Source organism: Rhodococcus sp. NCIMB 12038 (assembly GCF_002165735.1).
GTDB lineage: Bacteria > Actinomycetota > Actinomycetes > Mycobacteriales > Mycobacteriaceae > Rhodococcus_F.
Genome location: NZ_NHML01000003.1, coordinates 309,722 through 332,033, shown reverse-complemented (window position 1 = coordinate 332,033; position 22,312 = coordinate 309,722). Strand labels below are relative to the sequence as shown.

The following is a 22,312-nucleotide window of genomic DNA, read 5'->3' as shown; positions in this document are numbered from 1 at the left end:
GCGCCGAATTCGTCTCCGCCGCAACCGGTCAGCCCTCAGGCGGTCCCGGATCGGAGGGCCGCGCTCAGGGGCGGTCGGGTTCCTCTCGGGGGCCGCCCGCTTCCGTGTCGTCCGTCGGTACGCCCGTGTCCTCGGCCGGGCCCGGCTCGACGATCCGGTCGGCCCGGCGCACGGCCCAGATCGTCACCAGCAGAGCCAATCCGGCCAACGGCCAGCCCATCGCGATGCGGGCGAACGCGAGCCAGCCGGTCTGGTCCGCATCGTAGAGTTGCGACTGCACGAGGTACCGCGCCGCGAACACCAGCGCCCAGGCGGCGGTGGCCACGTCGTAGGCACGTACCGCGCCGCGATGGCGCCGCCAGAGGTTGCCGTGGCCGTTGAGGAAGCCCCAGATCAGGCCGACGAGCGGCCGGCGCACCAGAATCGAGATCACGAAAACCGCCCCGTACGCGAGGCTGGTGTAGATGCCGAACAGGAAGTACCCCTTGGCATCGCCCGTACGGTAGGCGATGAACGCGGAGATACCGACGCCGAAAAACCCGGACACCGCGGGCTGGATGGGGCTGTGGCGGATGAGACGCCAGACGAGAATGGCGACGGCGACGCCGAGGGCTGCCCAGATCGCCGGGCCCAGACCCCACACACCGTTGACCGGAACGAAGACCAGGATGGGCAGGGTCGAATAGATCAGCCCGCTGATACCACCGAGCTGGTCGAGTATGGATTGCTGCTTCGTTTCGGTCACTCAACGAGAGTGCCACACGAGACGGACCCTACGAGTCGCCGCGCAGCTCGTAATACGGGTTGAAGATCACCTTCTGTCCGTCGCGCTCACCGACGCGTCCACGCACGAGCAGGGTCTTGCCCGGCTCGATACCCGGGATGCGCCGACGCCCGATCCACACCAACTTGATCTGTTCCGTGCCGTCGAAGAATTCCGCCTCGATGCTGGCGTTTCCGGACTTGGGACAGGCTTCGACACTGCGGAGCCGTCCGAGCATGGTGACCTCTTCACCGCGGCTGCAGTCGCAGGCACGTTGTGCGCCGGACGCCTGAGACGTCTCGGCCATTTCCTCGGCGTCCAGCTGCTCGAGGTCCTCGGTGAGCCTTCGAGTCAGCCGACGAAAATATCCTGCCGTGGCGGGTGCCATTGCGCGCTCCTGGAGCATGTGCGACGCGAGATCTTCGCGCCGCTCGTAGGGCTGTGTATTCGCCACTGTAGACCCATTGGTTCCCCGCAACCACACCACCGGAAGGCCGCTGTGACACACCAGGCAGGATCGACTCATGCCCTCTGATGACCGGCCGTCCGTGGCCGTCGTGCTCCCCGGTACGGGGTCCGATGCGGACTTCGTCGCCCGTGCCTTCACCGAGCCCCTGACCAGCCGTGGAGTGCGTACGGTCGCAGTCGAACCCGATCCCCGGCGGGTCGTCGGCAGCTACCTCGACGCGCTCGAGAGCGCCGCCGCGCAGCACGGAAGAATCCTCGTCGGCGGGGTCTCCATCGGCGCTGCGGTGGCGTTGCAGTGGGCAGGATCACACCCCGATCGTGTCGCGGGGGTACTCGCGGCGCTGCCCGCGTGGACCGGGACCGCCGCGGACGCCCCCGCCGCCGCCAGCGCCCGGTTCACCGCCGCCCGGCTGCGGGCGGACGGCCTCGAACAGGTCACCGCCGACATGATCGCCTCCAGCCCGCCGTGGCTGGGCCGGGAACTGGCGAAATCCTGGCGATCCCAGTGGCCGCACCTCCCCGCGGCGCTGGACGAGGCGTCGGAGTACCACGCGCCCGGTCTCGACGACCTCGCGCGCATCACGGCGCCGGTGGGCATCGCCGCAGCCACCGACGACGCCGTGCATCCCCTCGAGGTCGCCCGCACCTGGTCCGAACGACTACCACACGCCGGTCTCGTCACGGTGACACTGGACGAGATCGGCGCCGACCCGGCGGTTCTCGGCTACACGTGCCTCAGCGCGCTGGACTCGGTCCTGCACACGGCCTGAATCCCCCCGCGATCCCCACCGGACGCGGGCTCAGCGACCGAGTTGCTGCATCGCCGAACCCGATTCGCCGCGACGCTGCTGCGGCTGGGCCGGGGCCTGCGCCTGCGGCGGCTGCTGCTCGCCCTGCGGACCCGGTTCCGGCTGCTGCGCCGGTTGCTGAGGTGCCGGCTGCTGCGGGGCGCCACCCTGCTGCTGCGCCAGCTGCTGCTGGTGGGCGGCGGCCAGCTGCTGCGCGAGGGCCTCGGGCAGCACCACCGGCAGCGGCGTCCGTACCGGGTTCGGCTCGTTGCCCCGCTTCACCACGGTGTCGCGCAGGATCGCCCTGGCGGACGCGACCAACTCCGAATCGGCCGTGTTGCCACCGCTCGGTCCCGCGACCACGCAGCGCACCATCCACCGGTAACCGTCGGCGCCGATGAAACGCAGGTCGGCGTTCGGGGTGACGGCGAATACCTCACGTCCCCACGGTCCGCTCTCGACGCTCACCGTCGCGTTGTCGTTGCGCAACGATTCGGCAAGGTCGCCCGCGACCTCACGCCACTGACCGGGCGACTTCGGGGCCGCATATGCGGCCACCGTGATGCGTCCGTGCTGGGTGACGAGGTGCACGGCCTGCGGCGAACCGTCGGGCGCCATCTCGACCTGTAACTGCGCACCCTGCGGCATCGGCACGAGGACCGAACCGAGGTCGAGGCGGGTCCCGACGTCGCCGACGGTGAGGTCGGCGCCCGACTCGAGGTCGTCGGCGTCGTACGGACCGCCGTCCACCTCGGTCACGGCGTCGTAGTCGTCCTCGTAGTCCGCCGCGTCGGCGTCGGCGTCATCCGCCTCGGCGTCCTCGAAGAAACCGGCCGGGTCGGCCTCGGCTTCCGCCTTCTTACGACGTCCGAACATGATCAGGCTCCTTCACTGGCATTGCCGACGAGGCTGGCATGGCCTCCGCTCGACCCGTGTCCGTCGCTGCCGCGGGTGGTGCCGTCGAGTGACTCGACCTCGACGAACGACACGAGTTCGACCCGCTGCACGAGCAGTTGGGCGATCCGGTCGCCCCGCCGGATCTCGATCGGGGTGTCGAGGTCGTGATTGATCAGGCACACCTTGATCTCGCCCCGGTACCCGGCATCGATGGTGCCGGGGGTGTTGACCACCGACAATCCCGATTTGGCGGCCAGCCCGGAGCGGGGGTGGATCAGTCCGACGGTGCCCAGGGGCAACGCGACCGCGATGCCGGTTCCGACGAGGACGCGGCGCCCCGGCTCGATGGTCACATCGGTGGTGCTGCAGAGGTCGACACCTGCGTCGCCGTCGTGCGCACGCTGCGGAACCGGAATGCCCGGGTCCAGCCGCTGGAGGGCGACGGGCGGAATGGTGGGGGTTCCGGCGGGAGAATGGCCGGGAGATAGGTCGCTCACGTGCACCGAGCCTACTCTCAGACACCGACTATCCTGGTCGGGTGTCAGAAACGTCCCGGCCCGAAGTCGCGCCCACCGATAACGCCTCGCCCGTGCTGTACTCCGAGCGCCTGTGGGTGCCCGTCTGGTGGTGGGCAGTGGGCCTGTTCGTCGCCGGGCTGCTCGCCGCGGAGGTGCACATGGGTGCGCCCGGCCTGCGCGCGTGGCTGCCGTACGTCCTGCTGCTGCCGCTGCCCGTGTGGGGGCTCGTCTGGCTCAGCCGCCTGCGCGTCGAGGTCGTCGAGGAACCGAGCGGCGTCCACCTCCGGGTCGGACAGGCGCACCTGCCGGTGGACGTCATCGCGCGGGTCGCCGAGGTTCCGGGTTCGGCGAAGAGTGCAGCTCTCGGCCGTCAGCTCGACCCCGCCGCCTTCGTGCAACACCGGGTCTGGGTCAAGCCGATGGCACTGATCGTGCTCGACGACCCCGAGGACCCGACCCCCTACTGGTTGATCAGCACGCGTCGGCCTGCGGAGTTGCTGGCCGCGCTCGATCGTGCGCGCCCGCAGGCGGACGGAGACTGATCGGACGGTGGGCCTCCCACCGTCCGCCACTCGTACTCGCCGCCGCTCAGGCTGCGCAGTCCCTGCACACCAGCACTCCGCCCGCCTCACTGGCGAGCCGGCTGCGGTGGTGCACCAGGAAACAGCTCGAACACGTGAATTCGTCGGCCTGCTTCGGCACGACCCGTACCGAGAGTTCTTCGCCGGACAGATCCGCGCCGGGCAGTTCGAACGACTCCGCGGTGTCGGACTCGTCGACGTCGACGACAGCCGACTGAGCCTCGTTGCGTCGCGCCTTCAGTTCCTCCAGCGAATCCTCCGAAACCTCGTCGGACTCTGTTCGCCGCGGTGCGTCGTAGTCAGTTGCCATGTCGCCTTCCCCTCATCTTCTTCCGTGTATCCCGGCCCGTGCGGCACGTCGGACCGATTGCCGGTCGACCGTCCACCCGAAAAACCGCCTCGGCGCAGATCACACCCTGCGACTGCAGGGCGCTGCAGCGGATGGATACGTGCCCGGACACCAGGCTCCGGAAACATGATCTACGCCTCTTTTGTCATCTTCTGCCGACCCTCGTTCTGCATGCTTTGAACGACTGGGGCCGCCAGACAGTAGCCGAAGGAAGTACAAAAGACGTAACCGAATCGGCCGATCGCGCAAATTGTCTGCTAATCGTCACCAACACCACAGCAAGCTGTGACATTCCACAACGGGGACGGGTTCGGGGTTATGACGCCGTAGGGATCTAAGGTAGGTGCCGAACCTGCGCCACGACGTGTGGCCGGGGCCTGTATCGGTGCGCTGGACGGGCGAAACGTTCGAAGCGCAGTTCGTAGGAGAGGTCGAGGCACACTGTGGTTTCACTGATCACCGAAGGCAGCCCGCTCGACGACAAGGGTCGTCCGTTCCGGCGGCGGCGGGCGATGCCGATCCTCGTGGTGTTCGCGGTCCTCGCTCTGCTCGGAGCCGTCGTGTGGATGGGCGTCCTCGGCGACGACGAGGATCTGGCCGCAACGGTCGACTGCAATTCTCCGCAGCCGGCCGCACAACCGGTCGATCCCGCGGCCCCGCCGCCGCAGGCGCTGGGCGAGAGGGTCGACGGTTCCACGTTGCGGGACGTGGAGCCCGCCGCGCTGTCCGCCACGAAGGTGCGCGTCTTCAACGCCAACGGCGAGCACGGCCAGGCGGCGCAGGTGGCCGCACAGCTGAGCGACTACGGGTTCGCGAGCGCACCCGACGTCCAGGCCGGCAACGACCCGATCTACGTCGACCAGAACATGCAGTGCCAGGGGCAGCTGCGGTTCGGCCCGAACGGCGCCGCCGCCGCGAGCGCGCTCTGGCTGGTGGCACCGTGCGCCGAACTCATCCAGGACACCCGCACCGACGACACGGTCGACCTCGCCCTCGGAACCTATTTCCGCAAGATCTCGCCGAACGCCGACGCCGAGGAGGTTCTGCGGTCGCTGAAGGACCCGCCGCCCGGGACCCAGCCCGCACCTCTCGACATCGACCTCCTGAAGGCGGCGCGCACCGCCCGCTGCTGACCGCCGGTCACCCCTCCGGGATCGGGGCGTCCGCCCCGGTCTCGGTGAACAGGGCGTCCAGCGCGTCGGCGATGCCGGGGGCAGCGGCGACCACCACCTCACCGTCCGCACTCGACGTGTGCGGCGACGGGATCCGCACGCGGGCGCCTGCCTCGGTCGCGATCAGCGAGCCCGCCGCCCAGTCCCACGGGCTCAGCCCGTGTTCGAAATGGGCGTCGACACGGCCTGCCGCGACCATGCACAGGTCGAGGGCCGCCGAACCGATCCGGCGGATGTCCCGCACCCTCGGCAGGATGTCGGCGATGAGGGCGCCCTGCACCTTGCGCCGGGCCGCGCCGTATCCGAATCCGGTGGCGAGCAACGCCATCGACACGTCGGTGACGGGATTGCACCTCAGTGCGCTGACCCGCCCGTCGGCGTCGGTGAGGGTCGCCCCGCCGCCGCGTGCCGCCGCGTACGTCGACCGGGCCGCCACGTCGACCACGACCCCGGCGACGGACACTCCGTCGATCTGGGCGGCCACGGAGACGGCGTACGCGGGCACCCCGTACAGAAAGTTGACGGTGCCGTCGATCGGGTCGACGATCCAGCGCACCCCCGCGACGGAATCACCCTCTCCCCCACCTTCTTCGCCGAGGATCGCGTCTTCTGGACGAAGCTCCGCGAGGCGGTCGCGGATGACCTGCTCGCTCTCGGTGTCGACGACGGTGACCGGGTCGGTGGGAGTGCTCTTCGACGCCACGGAGTCACCGGATTCCGCTCGCGTCCCGACGATTCCGAATACCTCGGGCCGCCGTGCCCGGACGTGGGCGGCGGCCTCCTCGGCCACCGCGACGGCGACCTCGAGCAGTCGTCCGGGATCGATGCCGGCGTGGCCTTGCGCGGTGTCTGAACTCTGGGGTGCATGCACTCACCCATCGGAACACACTTTCACTGCCTCACACCACCGCTGACGTTCACGGTCCCCTTCCGGCGGCGCAGCGTCCTCGAGTGTCATCACCCACCGAACCCACCTCGACGCACTAGTGTGACGGGCAGCAGAAGCGCGCCCGAGAACACGTCGTCGTCGACACGGAGGAGCACACGCCATGGCCAAAACGGGGTTCGGTGTCGACGTCGGAGGCAGCGGCGTCAAGGGTGGCGTCGTGGATCTCGAGACCGGCGAGCTGATCGGCGACCGCATCAAGCTCCTCACCCCCCAGCCGTCCACCCCGGAGGCGGTCGCGGAGACCGTCGCGGAGATCATCCGCCAGGCGGAATGGGACGGACCGGTCGGTATCACTCTGCCGAGCGTCGTCACCGGCGGAGTCGCACGATCCGCCGCGAACATCGACAAGGGGTGGATCGGGACGGACGCGCGCGCGCTGTTCTCGGGCGCACTCGGCGGCAGGCGCGTCACCGTCCTCAACGACGCCGACGCGGCGGGGATAGCGGAGGACGCGCTCGGCGCGGGCAGGGACGCGAAGGGGGTCCTCATCCTCCTCACGTTCGGCACGGGCATCGGCTCGGCGATCCTCCACGACGGCGTGCTGCTCCCCAACACCGAGTTCGGGCACATGGAGGTGCACGGCAAGGAGGCCGAACACCGGGCGGCCTCCTCGGTGAAGGAGAAGAAGGATCTCTCGTACAAGGAGTGGGCCGCCGAGGTCAGCCGGGTCCTCACCCGGTTCGAGGACCTCCTGTGGCCGGATCTGTTCATCGCCGGTGGCGGAATCAGCCGCAAACACGAGAAGTGGATCCCCCATCTGACCAACAGGACACCCGTCGTACCTGCTGCGCTGCTCAACACGGCGGGAATCGTCGGTGCTGCGCTCGCGGTCGAAACGGGCATCGCTCCGTAACTATTTCGGATGGGTCGTTACAATGGAAGAGCCCGGCTGCGCGCCGGCGAAACCAGTAGACCTCTCCGCCGGATGACCACTCTGGCGTGACGCCGCACGACACCGTCACGAAAGGGCGTACGTGGCAGCCACCGATACACGTCAGACTGCTGATTCGACTTCAGAGTCAGGACCGGAAGCACCAGTCGCAGCGGCAGCCACCGGCACCGCTCCGGCAGCCGAGGCAGCTCCCGCGAAGAAGGCAGCGGCGAAGAAGGCCCCCGCCAAGAAGGCAGCAGCGAAGAAGGCCCCCGCCAAGAAGGCGGCGGCGAAGAAGGCGGGCGGCAAGAAGGCCACGGCCGGTAAGGGTGCGGACGGCGAGGACCTCGACGAGGATTCCGCCGACATGGAAGACATCGACATCACCGAGGGCGACCTCGCCGAGGTCGAGTCCGACGTCGTGGAGGTCGTCGCAGTCGGCGAGGACGAGGAGACCGAGGAGCCGTCCGAGAAGGACAAGGCGTCCGGCGACTTCGTGTGGGACGAGGAGGAGTCCGAGGCGCTCCGCCAGGCCCGCAAGGACGCCGAGCTGACCGCGTCCGCAGACTCCGTCCGCGCCTACCTCAAGCAGATCGGCAAGGTCGCCCTCCTCAACGCCGAAGAGGAGGTCGAGCTCGCCAAGCGGATCGAGGCCGGGCTGTACGCGACCCAGATCATGCAGGAGCTGTCCGACTCCGGTGAGAAGCTCCCCGCCGCCCAGCGCCGGGACATGAGCTGGATCTGCCGCGACGGAAACCGCGCCAAGAACCACCTCCTCGAGGCCAACCTCCGCCTCGTGGTGTCGCTGGCCAAGCGCTACACCGGCCGCGGTATGGCGTTCCTCGACCTGATCCAGGAAGGCAACCTGGGCCTCATCCGTGCCGTCGAGAAGTTCGACTACACCAAGGGCTACAAGTTCTCGACGTACGCCACGTGGTGGATCCGTCAGGCCATCACCCGCGCGATGGCCGACCAGGCCCGCACCATCCGCATCCCGGTGCACATGGTGGAGGTCATCAACAAGCTCGGCCGCATCCAGCGTGAACTCCTGCAGGACCTGGGTCGTGAGCCCACGCCCGAAGAGCTCGCCAAGGAAATGGACATCACGCCCGAGAAGGTGCTGGAGATCCAGCAGTACGCGCGTGAGCCCATCTCCCTCGACCAGACCATCGGCGACGAAGGCGACAGCCAGCTCGGCGACTTCATCGAGGACTCCGAGGCCGTCGTGGCCGTCGACGCCGTGTCCTTCACCCTGCTGCAGGACCAGCTGCAGTCGGTGCTCGAGACGCTCTCCGAGCGTGAAGCGGGCGTCGTGCGCCTGCGCTTCGGCCTGACCGACGGACAGCCCCGCACGCTCGACGAGATCGGACAGGTCTACGGCGTCACGCGTGAGCGCATCCGCCAGATCGAGTCCAAGACCATGTCGAAGCTGCGCCACCCGTCGCGGTCGCAGGTACTGCGCGACTACCTGGACTGACGCCCAGACTGCGATGCCCCCGGACTCCGAGCGAGTCCGGGGGCATCGTCGTCCGTGGCCGCGGCATCCGGCGGCCGCCCGTCAGGCGGTGGTGCGAACCCGGATCCAGGCGCCCGCCACCGGTTCGACCACCCGGGCCGCCACCGGGCCGATGACGGCCATCAGGAGCACGTACGCGGTGGCGAGTGCCACCAGTTCGCTCTCCACGGCGCCCGCCGACAACGCCAGGCCGGCGATGACGATGGAGAACTCGCCGCGCGCGATCAACGCGACCCCGGCGCGGGCCCGGCCCAGTCGCCCGACCCCCTGCTGTTTCGCCGCCCACGCACCGGTGATCATCTTGGTCAGCGCGGTGACGACGGCGAGCAGCACGGCCCAACCGAGGACCGGCGGAATCGCCCGGGGATCGGTGTTGAGGCCGAACACCACGAAGAACATCGCCGCGAACAGATCGCGGAGCGGCTCGAGGACGCGGCTGGCGTTGTGGGCGGTCGTGCCGGAGATCGCGATCCCCAGCAGGAACGCCCCGACGGCGGCCGAGACCTGCATCGCCGAGCTGATCCCCGCCACGAGGAGCGCGGCACCGAGCAGCTTCAGCAGCAGGGTCTCGCTGTCCGGGCTGTCCAGCAGGGCGGACACGTAGCGGCCGTACCGCAGCGCGATCACGAGGACGACGGAGATCACGACGAGGGAGATGGCCACCGCCTCGAGTCCACCGGCGAAACTGACGCCGGCGAGCAGGGCCGTCAGGATGGGCAGGTACACGGCCATCGCGAGGTCCTCGAACACCAGGATCGACAGCACGACCGGCGTTTCGCGGTTACCGAGCCGTCCCAGGTCGCTCAGCACCTTCGCGATGATGCCCGAGGACGAGATGTAGGTGACACCGGCCATCACGACGGCACCGGTGGGACCCCACCCCAGCATCAGGGCGACGACCGCTCCGGGCGCGGCGTTGAGGACGGCGTCCACGACACCGGCCATCCACGACCGTCGCAGTCCGGTGACGAGTTCCGACGCGGTGTACTCGAGCCCCAGCAGAAGCAGGAGGAGCACCACCCCGATCTCGCTCGCCAGGTGGCTGAACTCGCTGATGTCGCCGAGGTTGACGAATCCGCCGCTGCCGAAACAGAGACCGCCGAGGAGATAGAACGGGATCGGCGACATCCCGAATTGAGCTGCCAGACGGCCCAGCAGACCGAGCGCGAAGAACACCGCGCCCAGTTCGATGAGCGCGAGCGTGGTGGTGTTCACGGGTCTGTCAGCCGTTGGCCAGGAGCTTGGCTGACGCGTCCAGTCCGTCTGTGGTTCCGACGGCGACCAGCAGGTCGCCGGAGGTGAGCAAGAAGTCGGGCTTCGGTGACGGGTACACCTGACCCGCCCGCATGACCGCGACGATCGAGACCCCGGTGCGCGTGCGCATCGCGGTGTCGCCGAGCGGGCGGCCGTCGAACCGGGAATCTTCCTTGATGTACAGCTGCTTGGTGCGGATGCCGGGCAGGTCCCGGTGTTCCTCCTCCAGCTGCGCCACCAGTTGCGGTGCTCCGAGCAGATTGCTGAGCACGGCCGCTTCCTCGGTGGTGAGCGGCACGGACGCGGCGCAGGCGTCGGGGTCGTCGGCCTTCGACACGATGAGGTCCGTGCGGCCGTCGCGGTGGGTGATGACACCGATGCGGCGACCGGCGGCGAGTTCGAAGTCCTTACGCACCCCGATACCGGGTAGTGGCGTCACTTCAACGTTCATGCCTCCACGGTAGTCCGACGGTGGTGACCAACCGCGGAAGGCTCGCGTCAGCGCCGGGCCGGGAACGTGCCGTCCGCGTCGGGGCGGTACTCCGCGACGGCGGTGACCGCCGTGACGGGCAGCGGCCCGTACAGGTGCGGGAAGAGCATCGACGCCGGATCGGCCGGCACGCCCGGCTCCCACTTCACCGGCGCACCGAGCGCGTCGGGGTCGAGTCTGAGCAGGACGAGGTCCGTGCGGCCGGCGAACAACCGGTTGGCGGGCAGGTGCACCTGGGCGGGGGTGGAGAGGTGCACGAATCCGTCCGCGGCGTACGTGGCGGGCACGCGAGCGCCTTCGCGTTCGGCGGTGCGCCATTCGTCGCGGCTGCAGATGTGAACGAGCTGGTCTTCGGATTTCACACGGCGAGACTAGCGTCACGCCCGAAATCGAATCAGCTGTCAGCGAACTCGGACCGATCGGTCTGTTCGCATCGGCGCTCGTCACGCCGCTGTCCGCACGTTTCGGGCCGGTTTCGTGTGTGATGCAACACTGAGAAACGCCGTCGGGAACAACGCGTAAACCCCAAACGTCTGACAGAGTAGATCCACCGCGCCACCCCCGACGCGGCGGACCAAGGCCCCAGGCACTCGGCATCAGTCGAAAAGCCAGTACGGAGGAGTCATGCCCGGAACACTGACCAGCCCCCCGTTGACCGCAGCCGACCGGTGCGACCGGTGCGGTGCGGGAGCCCGCGTTCGCGCGGTCCTTCCGACCGGAGGAGAGTTGCTCTTCTGCGGTCACCACGCCAACGAGCACGCAGACCGTCTTCGCGAGATGAACGCCACGATCGTGTCCGAAGCCGAAGCTGCAATCTGATACGTCAGCCCGGGTGACCCGTCCCAGGCTCACCTCTTTCAGCAACAAGAGACCGGCGAGTGCACTGCACTCGCCGGTCTCTTGTTTGCGTTCGCGTCACGCGGCGACGACGGTCACCACTGCCGCAGGGTGGAGATCCGCTCGGTGAGCTGCTCGACGGTGGCGATCGCCGTGGGCGGTCCCCCGCAGACCCGCCGGAGTTCGCCGTGGATGGTGCCGTGCGGCTTGCCCGTCCGGTGGTGGTGCATCGCGACGAGACTGTTCAGTTCGCGGCGCAGTTGCGCGAGCTGACCGGCGGCAGCCACCCGGTCCGCGACCTGCGGAACCGGCGTGTGCACGGGCGCGGCGGGCTCCTGCTTGTCCAGTTGCTCCGACTGACGCTGCCGCAGCAGGGCGCGCATCTGATCGGCGTCGAGCAGACCGGGCAGACCCAGGTAGTCGGCCTCCTCGTCGGATCCCGAGAACGTGGCCGTCCCGAAAGACGAGCCGTCGTAGATCACCTGGTCGAGCTCGGCATCGGCACCGAGCGAGGTGAACGCCTTCTCCTCCTCGCCGAGTTCGTCCTTCTGCTTGTTCGCGTCGGCGAGCAGGTCGTCGTCGAAGCCGTCCTTCTCCCGGTGCGGCTTGCCGAGCACGTGGTCGCGCTGCGCCTCCAGCTGGCTGGCCAGGTCGAGCAGCACCGGCACCGACGGGAGGAACACGCTCGCGGTCTCCCCCTTGCGGCGGGACCGCACGAAACGACCGATCGCCTGCGCGAAATAGAGCGGGGTGGATGCACTGGTGGCGTACACGCCGACGGCCAGGCGGGGGACGTCCACGCCTTCCGACACCATACGGACGGCGACCATCCACTTCTGGGTACTCGCGCCGAACTCGGCGATCCGCTTGGACGCCGTCGGGTCGTCGGAGAGGACCACGACCGGATCCTCGCCGGTGACCACCTTCAGGGTCTGCGCGTAGGCGCGGGCGACGGTCTGGTCGGTCGCGATCACCAGGCCGCCCGCGTCGGGCATGCCGCCGGTGCGCAACTGGCCGAGGCGGGTGTCGGCGGCGTGCAGGACCGCGGGAATCCAGTCGCCCGACGGGTCCAGGGCCGTGCGCCACGCGCGGGCCGTCTGTTCCGCGCTGAGCGGCTCGCCGAGCCGCGCGGAGAACTCCTCGCCCGCGTTGTTCCGCCAGCGTGCCTCGCCGGAGTACGCGAGGAACACGACGGGCCGGACGACGCCGTCCGCGAGCGCGTCCGAGTACCCGTAGGAGTGATCCGCCTTCGAGCGCATCAGACCCTCGCGGTCGGGTTCGTACGTCACGAACGGGATCGCGCTGTCGTCGCTGCGGAACGGCGTACCGGTCAGAGCGAGACGGCGGGTTGCGTCCCCGAACGCCTCCCGGATGGCGTCACCCCAGCTCTTCGCGTCGCCGCCGTGGTGGATCTCGTCGAGGATGACCAGCGTGCGCCGGCTCTCGGTGCGGACCCGGTGCTTGAACGGGTGGGAGGCGACCTGCGCGTACGTCACCACGACACCCTGGTAGTCGCTGGACGTCTGCCCGGTCGAGTTCGAGAAGTACGAGTCCAGCGCGATGCCGTTGCGCGCCGCGGACTCCGCCCACTGGTGCTTGAGGTGCTCGGTCGGCGCGACCACCGTCACCTGGTCGACGGTGCGGTCGCGCAGCAGTTCCGACGCGACCCGCAGCGCGAAGGTGGTCTTACCGGCACCCGGCGTCGCGACCGCGAGGAAATCCTGCGGTCCGGTGGACAGATACTTGGTCAGCGCACGACGCTGCCAGGCGCGCAGCGATCCCGCGGGCCTGGCTGGTTCGGTCTGTGCGAGGTAGGCCTCGGTGCCCACGATCTGCGCGGCCTCGGTCTCCACTCTCGGCGCCGACTGGGAGCCCACTGTCTCAGCACTCACGGGCTGCCCTCCGCTGGCATGGCACTGTTTGCTCGCACTCCTCGGTATCGATCGACACGTCCGGTCCACACCCGAAGGCGCTGTCCGTCAAGGAGCCTAGCGCCCGGATCCGACGCGAACCGCATTCGCGAGTTCCGATAGTGACAGATTTGTCGCGACACGAGGACAGCAGCGGTGGGCAACCGGGCGTGTCGTCAGGGATGCTGGAAACATCATGACCGAAACACCCTCGACGACACCGCACAGTGGCGGTGATCCACCCCGGTCCGGGTGGCATCCGCTACGTCGCGCACTGAGCGTGATCGGTCGCACAGCGAGCAAGGCGTGGGACGATTCGATCTTCGGGAAGGCGGCGGCCGCGGCGTTCTGGCAGACGCTGTCGCTGCCCCCGCTCCTGCTCGGTCTGCTCGGAATGCTCGGCTACGTCGGCGGGTGGTTCGGACCCGACACCGTCGACATCATCCAGTCGAAGATCATCAACTTCAGCGGGACCGTGTTCAGCGACAGCGTCGTCGAACAGATCATCCGCCCGACGGTCGGGGACGTCCTCGAACGGGGACGCCCCGAGATCGTGTCCCTGAGCTTCCTGCTGTCCCTCTGGGCGGGCTCGTCGGCCATCTCCACGTTCGTGGACTCGATCGTCGAGGCTCACGGCCAGCAGGAGGCGCGGCACCCCGTGTGGCAGCGGGTGTTCGCGTTGCTGCTCTACGTGATGTTCCTGATCCTCGCCGTGTTCACCCTGCCGCTGGTCGCGCTGGGGCCGACGCTCGTCGGGAGAGTCCTGCCGGAGGCGTGGCGCACGATCGGGACGGAGATCGTCGACACGTTCTACTACCCCGGGGTGGGGCTGCTGCTCATCGTCGGCCTGACGACGCTGTACAAGGTGGCGCTCCCCCGGTCGCTGCCCTGGCACCGGATGCTCGGCGGCGCGCTCGTCGCGGGAGTGTTCTTCCTCGGCGCGAGCACCTGCCTGCGCCGCTACCTCTCGTGGGTCGCGGGCACCGGCTACACGTACGGGGCGCTGGCCACGCCGATCGCGTTCCTGCTGTTCACGTTCTTCCTGGGTTTCGCGGTGGTGCTCGGCGCCGAGTTCAACGCCACCGTGCAGGAGTTCTGGCCGGCCAGGGCGACCCGCATCGACCAGATGCGGGACTGGATCGCCGCGCAGGCCGAGAGTTCACCGTCGGCGGGTCCGGTGACCAGCCTCACGCGTCGCATCGCCACCGGCCCGATCAAGGTGGTCGGCGACCGCGCCCGTCCCGATCCGGACGGGCAGGGGTCCGGGAACGACGACAAGCCCGACGGCCCGGTACGAGAATCTCCCGAGCCCCCGGGTGTGCGGCGAGCGCCGGCGAAGCCTCAGTCGCCCTTGCGCAATCCTTCGTAGATCTTCTTGCAGTCGGGGCAGACCGGCGATCCCGGCTTCGCCGATTTCGTCACCGGAAACACCTCGCCGCACAACGCGACGACGTGAGTGCCCATGACGGCGCTCTCCGCGATCTTGTTCTTCTTCACGTAATGGAAGAACTTGGGAGTGTCGTCATCGGTCGACTCGTCGGTGGTGACGTCGGGCCGTTCCTTGGTTTGAGTGCTCACCCCTCAATAATGCCGCAACCGGCCGGTGATCCCACCCCCCGTGTGCATTTGCCGCCCGACAGTGGAACAGTGGAGTCATGGCACGAAGTGCAGGGTTCGGTGGGTCCCACGACGCCGGCTCACCGAATAATCCGGTTCTCATCACCGAGGCAGCGCGGTCCATCGAGGATCAGCACCGTGCCCGTGTCCGCAAGTATCTGCTCATCATGTCGTTCCGCTTCCCGGCGCTGATCTTCGCGGCGGTGGCGTACGGCATCTGGGAGAACCCGTGGATCTCGATGGCGATCATCGGCGTGTCGATCCCGTTGCCGTGGATCGCGGTCCTCATCGCGAACGACCGGCCGCCGCGCGCCAAGGACGAGCCCAGCCGGTACGACCACCGCGAGTCGCCGTCCACTGCCCTGCCCGCGCCGCCACACCACACGATCGAGGGATGACGCCGCGGGGCGTCCTGCAACAATGCACGGGTGAACCGTGACGAACTGCTGTCGATCTGCCCGTCCCTGCGTGCGGCCCTCCTCCGCAATCGGTACGACACGGACACCCTGCTCGATGCGCTGGGGCCCGAGGTCCATGCGGCGTTGAGCCGCAACGAACCGGTCCCGGTGCGCCGGGCCAGCGCGTCCTGCGGCGAACTCGGCACCATGATCCGGCTGTTCCTCCTCACCGACGACTGTCCCGCCGGCGAGGTGGCCGCGGCGCTGTCCCCGCTCGCTGTCGAGGACGCCGTCGCCGCGGGCCTGCTCGAATCCGACGGCGACGTCGTCCGGGCCGCACTCGACCTGCGGCCTCTGGACATCGGCGGGGGCAACCGCTGGGTGCTCTCCGACCTCGACGGTTCCCTGCGCCCCCGCGAGACCCCCGTCGATCACGTCATCGGCGTCGGGCACGCGTCGCTGTCGCTGCTGCAGGCCACCCCGACCGCGCCGGTCGGGACGCTGCTCGACATCGGGACCGGGTGCGGCATCCAGGCCCTGCACGGCGCCTCCTACGCCGACTCGGTCACGGCGACGGACCTGAACGTCCGGGCCGTGGACCTGGCGGCCGTCACGGCGGCGCTCAACGAGCAGGAGGTGGAACTGCTCGCCGGGTCGTGGTTCGAGCCGGTCGAGGGCCGCACGTTCGATCAGGTCGTGGCCAATCCGCCGTTCGTCGTGAGCCGCGCCGCGGTGGGCCACACCTACCGCGACTCCGGCCTCGACCTCGACGGCGCGAGCGAACTGATGATCTCGCGCGTGGCCGACTATCTCGCGCCCGGCGGCACGGCGGCCATGCTGGCGTCGTGGATCCACGTCGAGGGCGAGGACTGGCGTGCCCGGGTGGCGTCCTGGCTGCCCGCCCACGGGATCGACGCGTGGGTCGTGCAGCGGGATGTCGCGGACCCGGCCCTGTACGTCGGCACCTGGATGCGGGACGGCGGCCTCGACACCCGGGACCCGGCCACCGCGACGATCGCCGAGGACTGGCTCGATCACCTCGCGAGCGCGGACGTGGAGGGAGTCGGTTTCGGGTTCGTCTACCTGCGCCGGACCGACGCACCCACCGACCTCATGGCGGAAGACCTCACCCACGGCTTCACCGATCCGCTCGGCGCGGAGGCGCTCGCGTACTTCGAGCGGGTGGCCTGGCTTCGCGACCACGACGTGCTCACCGCCCGGTTCCGCGTCGAGGAGAGCACCGCCCTGGAGCGGGTGTTCCTGCCCGGCGACGAGGGATGGACGCAGGTGGTCGCCCGGTTGCACCGGGGGAACGGTCCGGCGTGGCAGCACGAGGTCGACGATCTCGTCGCCTCGCTCGTCGCGGGCATGCGCGGCGACGGCCTCGTGCTGGGCGAACTGATCGAACTCCTCGGCGCCGCGCACGGGGTCGACGCGGAAGAACTCGCACAGTCGGCGGTGCCGCTCGTGCACGCCCTCGTCCGGCACGGACTGGTGCTCCCCGCGTAGCCGCCGGGTTCCCGATCCGTCCCCCTTATACGTGTTCTCAGCAACTTCTCAGGACCGAATCGAGGAACCCGCAGGTCACAGCGTCTTCGTAAATTACCGGCCGGGAACTTTCCCGGGCCGTCGGTGCGTTGATCCATATGAGACACCACCGATGAGGAGGCAAGTCATGACAAGCCCCAGCACCACTACTCGCATTCGCCCCAGCGCTGCCGATCTGGACGCCCAGAGCCCCGCTGCCGACCTGGTCCGCGTCTACCTGAACGGAATCGGCCGCACAGCTCTGCTGACGGCCGCAGACGAGGTGGAACTGTCCAAGCGAATCGAGGCTGGGCTGTACGCCGCGCACATCCTGGAAACCGGGAAGCGCCTCTCCCCCGCGAAGAAGCGCGACCTCGCGACGGTCGTCCGGGAAGGACAGTCCGCCCGCGCGCACCTCCTCGAGGCCAACCTGCGGCTCGTCGTGTCGCTCGCGAAGCGGTACACCGGTCGCGGCATGCCCCTGCTGGACCTCATCCAGGAGGGCAACCTCGGCCTGATCCGCGCGATGGAGAAGTTCGACTACGCGAAGGGGTTCAAGTTCTCGACGTACGCCACCTGGTGGATTCGTCAGGCGATCACCCGCGGCATGGCCGACCAGAGCCGCACCATCCGGCTCCCAGTGCACCTCGTCGAGCAGGTCAACAAGCTGGCCCGCATCAAGCGTGAGCTGCATCAGCAACTCGGGCGGGAGGCGACCGACGACGAACTCGCCGAGGAGTCGGGAATCCCGGCGCACAAGATCGCGGATCTGCTCGACCACAGCCGCGACCCGGTGAGCCTCGACATGCCGGTCGGCAACGACGAGGAAGCCCCGCTGGGCGACTTCATCGAGGATTCCGAGGCCACGTCCGCGGAGAACGCCGTGATCGCGGGACTCCTGCACAGCGACGTGCGCACCGTGCTCGCCACGCTCGACGAACGTGAGCAGCAGGTCATCCGCCTGCGTTACGGACTCGACGACGGTCAGCCGCGCACCCTCGACCAGATCGGCAAGCTCTTCGGGCTCTCCCGCGAGCGTGTCCGTCAGATCGAGCGCGAGGTGATGGGCAAGCTGCGTCAGGGCGACCGCGCCGAGCGGCTGCGCTCCTACGCCAGCTGACCCGGGTCTCCCTCCGAATCAGCGCCGGTGCCGGTCGTACGCGACCGGCACCGGCGCTGTGCTGTCCGGGGTCCGTGCTGTCCGGGGACCGTTCCGTCTGGGTCTGCCGACCGCTCAGCGCAGCCGGCGGGGGCCGAGGTCCGCGACGCTGGGCTCCGGGCCGATCCGCACGCGCGAATCGGTGACCAGCGCACCCTCTGCGGACGCGAGCACCGGTTCGCAGGCCAACTCCCGCACCTCCGGCAGATCGTCGGCGAGCGCGGAGATCCGCTGCACGAGGTCGACGAGGGCCGACTTGTTCACCGGCACCGCGCTGCGGTAGCCGGACAGCAGCGGCGCGGCCTTCGGTGCGTCGATCAGCTCCGCTGCGGCGTCCTCGGTGAGGGGCAGCACCCGGTAGGCGCGGTCACCGAGCAGGTCGGAGATCACGCCGGCGAGCCCGAACGAGATGAGCGAACCGAACGACGGGTCGTCCTGCACGCCGACGACGCAGCCGATCCCCTTGGTGGCCATCCGCTGCACCTGGAGCAAAGGTTCACCGGAGGCGGCGGCGAGGTCGCGGTACGCCAAGCGGACCGAATCCGGTCCGACGAGGTCGAGGCGGACGCCGCCGAGGTCGGGCCGGTGCCGCCACTGCTCCCCCGTCGCCTTCACCGCCACCGGGTATCCCAGTTCCTCTGCGGCCTGCACGGCCTCCTCCTCGGTGGTAGCGGACCGGAATTCAACGACGTCCACGCCGTAGCACGCGAGGAGTTGCGACGCCTCGAAGTCCGACAGCCAGCGGCCGGACGACGTCGAGAGCCAGCCGTCGATCATCGCTTTCGCCCGTTCCGGATCGATCCCGTTGGGGCGCACCACTTTCGAGGACGGCTTGCTCTTCCAGGCCGAGTACCGCCAGGCCCGCGCCAGCGCCAGCGCCGCGCGTTCGGGACCGGGATAGGAGGGCACCGAACCGCGCGTCGGGTGCCCGTCCTCACCGCGGACCGCCAGGACGTCGGGCACGCCCTCCGCCGCGAGGAACGTCGTGAGGACGGGTTTGTCGGCCTCCCGCACCGCTTCCCGCAGCGCCTGGGCAAAGGGTTCGACGGGAACGGCAACCGGGGGAACGAACACGGCGATCACCGAATCGACGTCGGAGGACGCGAGTGCCGTCCGCACGGCCGTCGCGAATTCCTCGGGACCTGCCTGCGGGCCGAGGTCGACGGGGTCGCCGACCTGCAGACCCTCGCTGCGGGCCGCGTCGGCGGCGAGGACACCGAGTGCGGTGGAATTCCCGACCACGGCGAGCCGGGGGCCTGCGGGCAGCGGCTGGTACCCGAACAGCAGCGCACAGTCGAACAACTGGGAGATCGACCCGACCTGCACCACCCCGGCCTGCTCGAAGAGGGCGCGCACGATCGAATCGTCCATCTCGCCCCCGCTGGCCGCCAGCGCGGGGGGGACGGCGTGCCGCCCGCTCTTGACCGCGACGATCGGCTTGTTCCGCGCCACCCTCCGCGCGATGCGCGAGAACTTGCGGGGATTGCCGAAGCTCTCCAGGTACAGCAGCACGACCTCGGTGGCCGGGTCCGAATCCCAGTACTGCAGCAGGTCGTTGCCGGAGACGTCGGCGCGGTTGCCTGCGGAGACGAACGCGGACAACCCGATTCGGCTCCGCGCGGCCTCGTCGAGGATGGCGATGCCGAGTGCGCCGGACTGGCAGAAGAAGCCGACGTTGCCGGGGCTCGGCAGCACCGGCGCCAGGGTGGCGTTCAACGACACGTCGCGGTCGTTGTTGGCCACGCCGAGCGCGTTGGGACCGATCAGCCGCATCCCGTGTGCGCGGGCGGCGTGGACGAGGCGACGCTCGGACTGCCGTCCGTCCATTCCGGTTTCACTGAATCCCGAGGACACGACGACGAGGGCTTTGACTCCCTTGTCCAGGCAGTCGTCGAGGACGGCGTTGATCGATTCGGCGGGGACGGCGACGACCGCGAGGTCCACCTCGTCGGGGATGTCCCGGACCGTCGGGTACGCCCGCACCCCGTGGACCGAACGGTGCTCGGCGTTGACCGGGTACACCGGGCCGGTGAATCCGGCTCGCAGCAGGTTGGTCAGGACGGCGTTGCCGACCTTCGCCCGGTCGGTGGACGCGCCGATCACCGCGACCGAACGCGGACTGAGCACGTTGCGCATGCTCCGCGCCTCGGCGGCCCGCTCGCGGGAATTGCGCACGGACACCATCGCTTCGGTGGGGTCGATCGCGAACTCGAGCCTGAGCACGCCGCCCTCGAAGCTGCGACTCACCTGATATCCCGCCTCGCGGAAGACGGTCACCATGTTCCGGTTCTCGGCGAGGACCTCGGCGACGAACATCGTCAGACCGCTCTCCGCGGCCGCCGCGGCCAGGTGCTCGAGCAGGATCGGCCCGAGTCCGCGGCCCTGGTGCGCGTCGGCGACGACGAATGCCACCTCCGCGGATTTGCCGTCACCTTCGCCGGTGAGCCGCTCGTAGCGGCCGACGGCGATGATCTCGTCCCCCAGCAGCACCACGAACGCCACCCGGTCGTGGTGGTCGACCGTGGTGAAGTGGACGACGTCCCGTTGCGACATCGTCGGGTAGGGGCCGAAATACCGCAGATAGCGGGTGCGTTCGGACAGCTTGGAGTGGAACGCGACGAGTTTGTCGGCATCCTCGGGCACGATCGGCCGCAGCGCGACCGCCCCTCCGTCCGCCGCGAGCACGTCGGCTACCCAGTGCCGCGGGTAGTCGTGCGCGGGGTCGGGTTTCCCCGTCGCCCCGGCACTACCCGCCTTCTCCGTGCCGCCCGACGACTCCGCGCGGCCCGAGGACTCGGTGCCGCCCGAGGACTCCGTGGCGCCGGTCGATTCGTTGTCGTCCGCCTGCTCAGTCACGGGGATCCTCCGGGTCGAGTCCGAGTAGGGGGAAGCAGGCGCGGCGGGTGGCGATGACGGCGGAGTCGATCCGCGTCAACGCGCGGTCGACCGACGGAATCCCGGTTTCCGGTGTGCCACCGGGACCGTCCCAGGGCAGGTAGTCGACCTCCCCGCCGTCGCCCATCGTGTCCGGCAGGTCGACGCTGGGTGCGAGGGCGTGCGCCCGCTCCTGCCAGGCCTCGGGCACGGCACGGGCCGTGTCGATCTCGCGGTCCAGCGCCGCGGCGATCAGGTGGGTCCACGCGCGCGGGACGACCCGGACGAGGCCGTATCCGCCGCCGCCGACGGCGAGCCAGCGCCCCTCGGCGTAGCGGTCGGCGAGGTCGCGCATCGCCAGGAACGCGGCCCGCTGGCCGTCGACCGTCAGCGCGAGGTCGGCGAGCGGGTCCTCCCGGTGGCTGTCGACACCGCACTGGCTGATCACGATCTGCGGCCGGAACGCGGCGAGGGCGCCGGGCACGACGGCGTGGAAACCGCGCAGCCACAACGCATCGACGGTGCCGGGCAGCACGGGCAGGTTGATCGCCGTGCCCTCCGCCGAACCCTCGCCGACCTCGCTCGACCACCCCGTGTTGGGCCAGAGGGTGGCCGGGTGCTGGTGCAGCGAGACTGTCAGGACCCGCGGGTCGTGCGCGAACGCGTGCTGGACCCCGTCACCGTGGTGCGCGTCGACGTCGATGTAGGCGATCCGGTCGAAACCGTTGTCCAGCAGCCAGGAGATGGCAATGGCAACATCGTTGTACACACAGAAGCCGGAGGCCCAGTCGGGCATGGCGTGGTGCATGCCGCCGCCGATGCTCACGGCGCGGCGGGTGCGGCCCGCGGCGATCTCCTGCGCCGCGGCGAGGGACCCGCCGGCGAGGATCGCGCTCGCCTCGTGCATCTGGGGGAAGACGGGATTGTCCTCCGTGCCGAGCCCGTGCGGTGCCTCCGCGCCGAGCACACCGGACGTCGCGGAGTGACCGGCCTGTTTGACCGCTTCGATGTACGCGGGAGTGTGGATCCGCAACAGATCTGCGTCCGAGGCGGCGGCGGGCCGCAACAGTTCGACCCCCTCCAGAGTCCCGAGGCTGCGCGCGAGCGACATGGTCAGCTCGAGCCGCGTGGGATTCATCGGGTGGTCCGCACTCCACCGATAACTGAGATAGTCCGGACTCCACACGACTGCACGGTTCGATACCAGTGCAGCCGAATCCTCCCCGGAACTGAACGACGCGGTCATGGACTCACGCTACTGGTCCCCCGCGAAGGGTGTCAGCAGACCCCGCCGGACCGTCACCGACGCGCGGCGGGGACGGACGGCGCCGGTGCCGGGCAATCACCGGTAGAATCAACCGAGACGAAGGGGTG

At 69.3% G+C, this 22,312-nt stretch carries 23 protein-coding genes; 10 read left to right on the top strand and 13 right to left on the bottom strand.

Annotation, left to right across the window (positions count from 1 at the left end):
* Positions 1-64 precede the first annotated feature (64 nt).
* Together CA951_RS05325 and CA951_RS05320 are read right to left on the bottom strand one after the other, a co-directional pair.
* On the bottom strand, positions 65-745 hold the full coding sequence (locus tag CA951_RS05325; RefSeq protein ID WP_087555842.1) for a DUF3159 domain-containing protein: 681 nt from the start codon (positions 743-745) through the stop codon (positions 65-67).
* 28 nt (positions 746-773) lie between these two features.
* Positions 774-1,151, bottom strand: coding sequence for an OB-fold nucleic acid binding domain-containing protein (locus CA951_RS05320; protein ID WP_043825920.1), 378 nt, complete (start codon positions 1,149-1,151; stop codon positions 774-776).
* 136 nt (positions 1,152-1,287) lie between these two features.
* Between CA951_RS05320 and CA951_RS05315 the strand changes: the two genes are divergently transcribed.
* Positions 1,288-2,001: an alpha/beta fold hydrolase gene (locus CA951_RS05315; protein ID WP_087555841.1), complete on the top strand. Its 714-nt coding sequence runs from the start codon at positions 1,288-1,290 to the stop codon at positions 1,999-2,001.
* A 30-nt stretch (positions 2,002-2,031) separates the two neighbouring features.
* On the opposite strand, the gene CA951_RS05310 is transcribed toward CA951_RS05315, so the two are convergent.
* Entirely contained in the window at positions 2,032-2,895 is an 864-nt protein-coding gene (locus tag CA951_RS05310) for a DUF3710 domain-containing protein (protein ID WP_087555840.1), read from the bottom strand.
* 2 nt (positions 2,896-2,897) lie between these two features.
* Positions 2,898-3,419, bottom strand: coding sequence for a dUTP diphosphatase (dut, locus tag CA951_RS05305; protein WP_179220117.1), 522 nt, complete (start codon positions 3,417-3,419; stop codon positions 2,898-2,900).
* Positions 3,420-3,505: 86 nt separating this feature from the next.
* Between dut and CA951_RS05300 the strand changes: the two genes are divergently transcribed.
* Positions 3,506-3,976, top strand: coding sequence for a DUF3093 domain-containing protein (locus tag CA951_RS05300; protein ID WP_087555839.1), 471 nt, complete (start codon positions 3,506-3,508; stop codon positions 3,974-3,976).
* Between the two features lie 46 nt (positions 3,977-4,022).
* Here the strand turns inward: CA951_RS05300 and CA951_RS05295 are convergent, their stop codons facing one another.
* Positions 4,023-4,325, bottom strand: a complete 303-nt coding sequence (locus tag CA951_RS05295; RefSeq protein WP_087555838.1) for a DUF4193 domain-containing protein — start codon at positions 4,323-4,325, stop codon at positions 4,023-4,025.
* 482 nt (positions 4,326-4,807) lie between these two features.
* Between CA951_RS05295 and cei the strand changes: the two genes are divergently transcribed.
* On the top strand, positions 4,808-5,497 hold the full coding sequence (cei, locus tag CA951_RS05290) for an envelope integrity protein Cei (protein ID WP_087555837.1): 690 nt from the start codon (positions 4,808-4,810) through the stop codon (positions 5,495-5,497).
* Positions 5,498-5,504: 7 nt separating this feature from the next.
* On the opposite strand, the gene CA951_RS05285 is transcribed toward cei, so the two are convergent.
* Complete coding sequence (locus CA951_RS05285; protein ID WP_373413483.1) at positions 5,505-6,407, bottom strand: inositol monophosphatase family protein; 903 nt, start codon at positions 6,405-6,407, stop codon at positions 5,505-5,507.
* A 178-nt stretch (positions 6,408-6,585) separates the two neighbouring features.
* On the opposite strand from CA951_RS05285, the gene ppgK reads away from it, so the two are divergent.
* Together ppgK and CA951_RS05275 are read left to right on the top strand one after the other, a co-directional pair.
* On the top strand, positions 6,586-7,338 hold the full coding sequence (gene ppgK, locus CA951_RS05280) for a polyphosphate--glucose phosphotransferase (RefSeq protein WP_087555836.1): 753 nt from the start codon (positions 6,586-6,588) through the stop codon (positions 7,336-7,338).
* A gap of 121 nt (positions 7,339-7,459) precedes the next feature.
* Positions 7,460-8,833, top strand: coding sequence for an RNA polymerase sigma factor (locus CA951_RS05275; protein ID WP_087555835.1), 1,374 nt, complete (start codon positions 7,460-7,462; stop codon positions 8,831-8,833).
* 81 nt (positions 8,834-8,914) lie between these two features.
* Here the strand turns inward: CA951_RS05275 and CA951_RS05270 are convergent, their stop codons facing one another.
* Genes CA951_RS05270 through CA951_RS05260 form a run of 3 tightly spaced genes read right to left on the bottom strand, consistent with a single transcriptional unit; the run spans position 8,915 to position 10,978 of the window.
* Positions 8,915-10,087 carry a cation:proton antiporter gene (locus CA951_RS05270; protein ID WP_087555834.1) on the bottom strand — a complete coding sequence of 391 codons (1,173 nt, stop codon included), beginning with the start codon at positions 10,085-10,087 and terminating at the stop codon, positions 8,915-8,917.
* A gap of 7 nt (positions 10,088-10,094) precedes the next feature.
* Positions 10,095-10,577: a cation:proton antiporter regulatory subunit gene (locus CA951_RS05265; protein ID WP_005240833.1), complete on the bottom strand. Its 483-nt coding sequence runs from the start codon at positions 10,575-10,577 to the stop codon at positions 10,095-10,097.
* 47 nt (positions 10,578-10,624) lie between these two features.
* Entirely contained in the window at positions 10,625-10,978 is a 354-nt protein-coding gene (locus tag CA951_RS05260) for a DUF952 domain-containing protein (protein WP_087555833.1), read from the bottom strand.
* A 262-nt stretch (positions 10,979-11,240) separates the two neighbouring features.
* Here CA951_RS05260 and CA951_RS05255 point away from each other — a divergent pair, with 262 nt between their 5' ends.
* Complete coding sequence (locus tag CA951_RS05255) at positions 11,241-11,435, top strand: hypothetical protein (protein ID WP_005240831.1); 195 nt, start codon at positions 11,241-11,243, stop codon at positions 11,433-11,435.
* 113 nt (positions 11,436-11,548) lie between these two features.
* On the opposite strand, the gene CA951_RS05250 is transcribed toward CA951_RS05255, so the two are convergent.
* On the bottom strand, positions 11,549-13,306 hold the full coding sequence (locus CA951_RS05250) for a DEAD/DEAH box helicase (RefSeq protein WP_087555832.1): 1,758 nt from the start codon (positions 13,304-13,306) through the stop codon (positions 11,549-11,551).
* 253 nt (positions 13,307-13,559) lie between these two features.
* On the opposite strand from CA951_RS05250, the gene CA951_RS05245 reads away from it, so the two are divergent.
* Positions 13,560-14,732 carry a YihY/virulence factor BrkB family protein gene (locus tag CA951_RS05245; protein ID WP_179220116.1) on the top strand — a complete coding sequence of 391 codons (1,173 nt, stop codon included), beginning with the start codon at positions 13,560-13,562 and terminating at the stop codon, positions 14,730-14,732.
* Here the strand turns inward: CA951_RS05245 and CA951_RS05240 are convergent.
* Positions 14,705-14,941 (bottom strand): DUF3039 domain-containing protein, encoded by a 237-nt coding sequence (locus tag CA951_RS05240; protein ID WP_005240826.1) that lies wholly within the window; start codon positions 14,939-14,941, stop codon positions 14,705-14,707. The two genes, CA951_RS05245 and CA951_RS05240, sit on opposite strands and share 28 nt — an antisense overlap.
* 77 nt (positions 14,942-15,018) lie before the next feature.
* Between CA951_RS05240 and CA951_RS05235 the strand changes: the two genes are divergently transcribed.
* The 3 genes from CA951_RS05235 (at position 15,019) to CA951_RS05225 (ending at position 18,025) form a co-directional block, all read left to right on the top strand.
* Positions 15,019-15,378: a DUF3099 domain-containing protein gene (locus tag CA951_RS05235; protein ID WP_087555831.1), complete on the top strand. Its 360-nt coding sequence runs from the start codon at positions 15,019-15,021 to the stop codon at positions 15,376-15,378.
* Between the two features lie 30 nt (positions 15,379-15,408).
* Positions 15,409-16,887, top strand: coding sequence for a methyltransferase (locus tag CA951_RS05230; RefSeq protein ID WP_087555830.1), 1,479 nt, complete (start codon positions 15,409-15,411; stop codon positions 16,885-16,887).
* A gap of 166 nt (positions 16,888-17,053) precedes the next feature.
* Positions 17,054-18,025 carry a sigma-70 family RNA polymerase sigma factor gene (locus tag CA951_RS05225; RefSeq protein WP_005240812.1) on the top strand — a complete coding sequence of 324 codons (972 nt, stop codon included), beginning with the start codon at positions 17,054-17,056 and terminating at the stop codon, positions 18,023-18,025.
* 114 nt (positions 18,026-18,139) lie between these two features.
* On the opposite strand, the gene CA951_RS05220 is transcribed toward CA951_RS05225, so the two are convergent.
* Together CA951_RS05220 and CA951_RS05215 are read right to left on the bottom strand one after the other, a co-directional pair.
* Positions 18,140-20,920 (bottom strand): GNAT family N-acetyltransferase, encoded by a 2,781-nt coding sequence (locus CA951_RS05220; protein ID WP_087555829.1) that lies wholly within the window; start codon positions 20,918-20,920, stop codon positions 18,140-18,142.
* Complete coding sequence (locus CA951_RS05215; RefSeq protein WP_087555828.1) at positions 20,913-22,184, bottom strand: acetoin utilization protein AcuC; 1,272 nt, start codon at positions 22,182-22,184, stop codon at positions 20,913-20,915. Before CA951_RS05215 ends, CA951_RS05220 begins: the two co-directional genes overlap by 8 nt.
* Positions 22,185-22,312 lie beyond the last annotated feature (128 nt).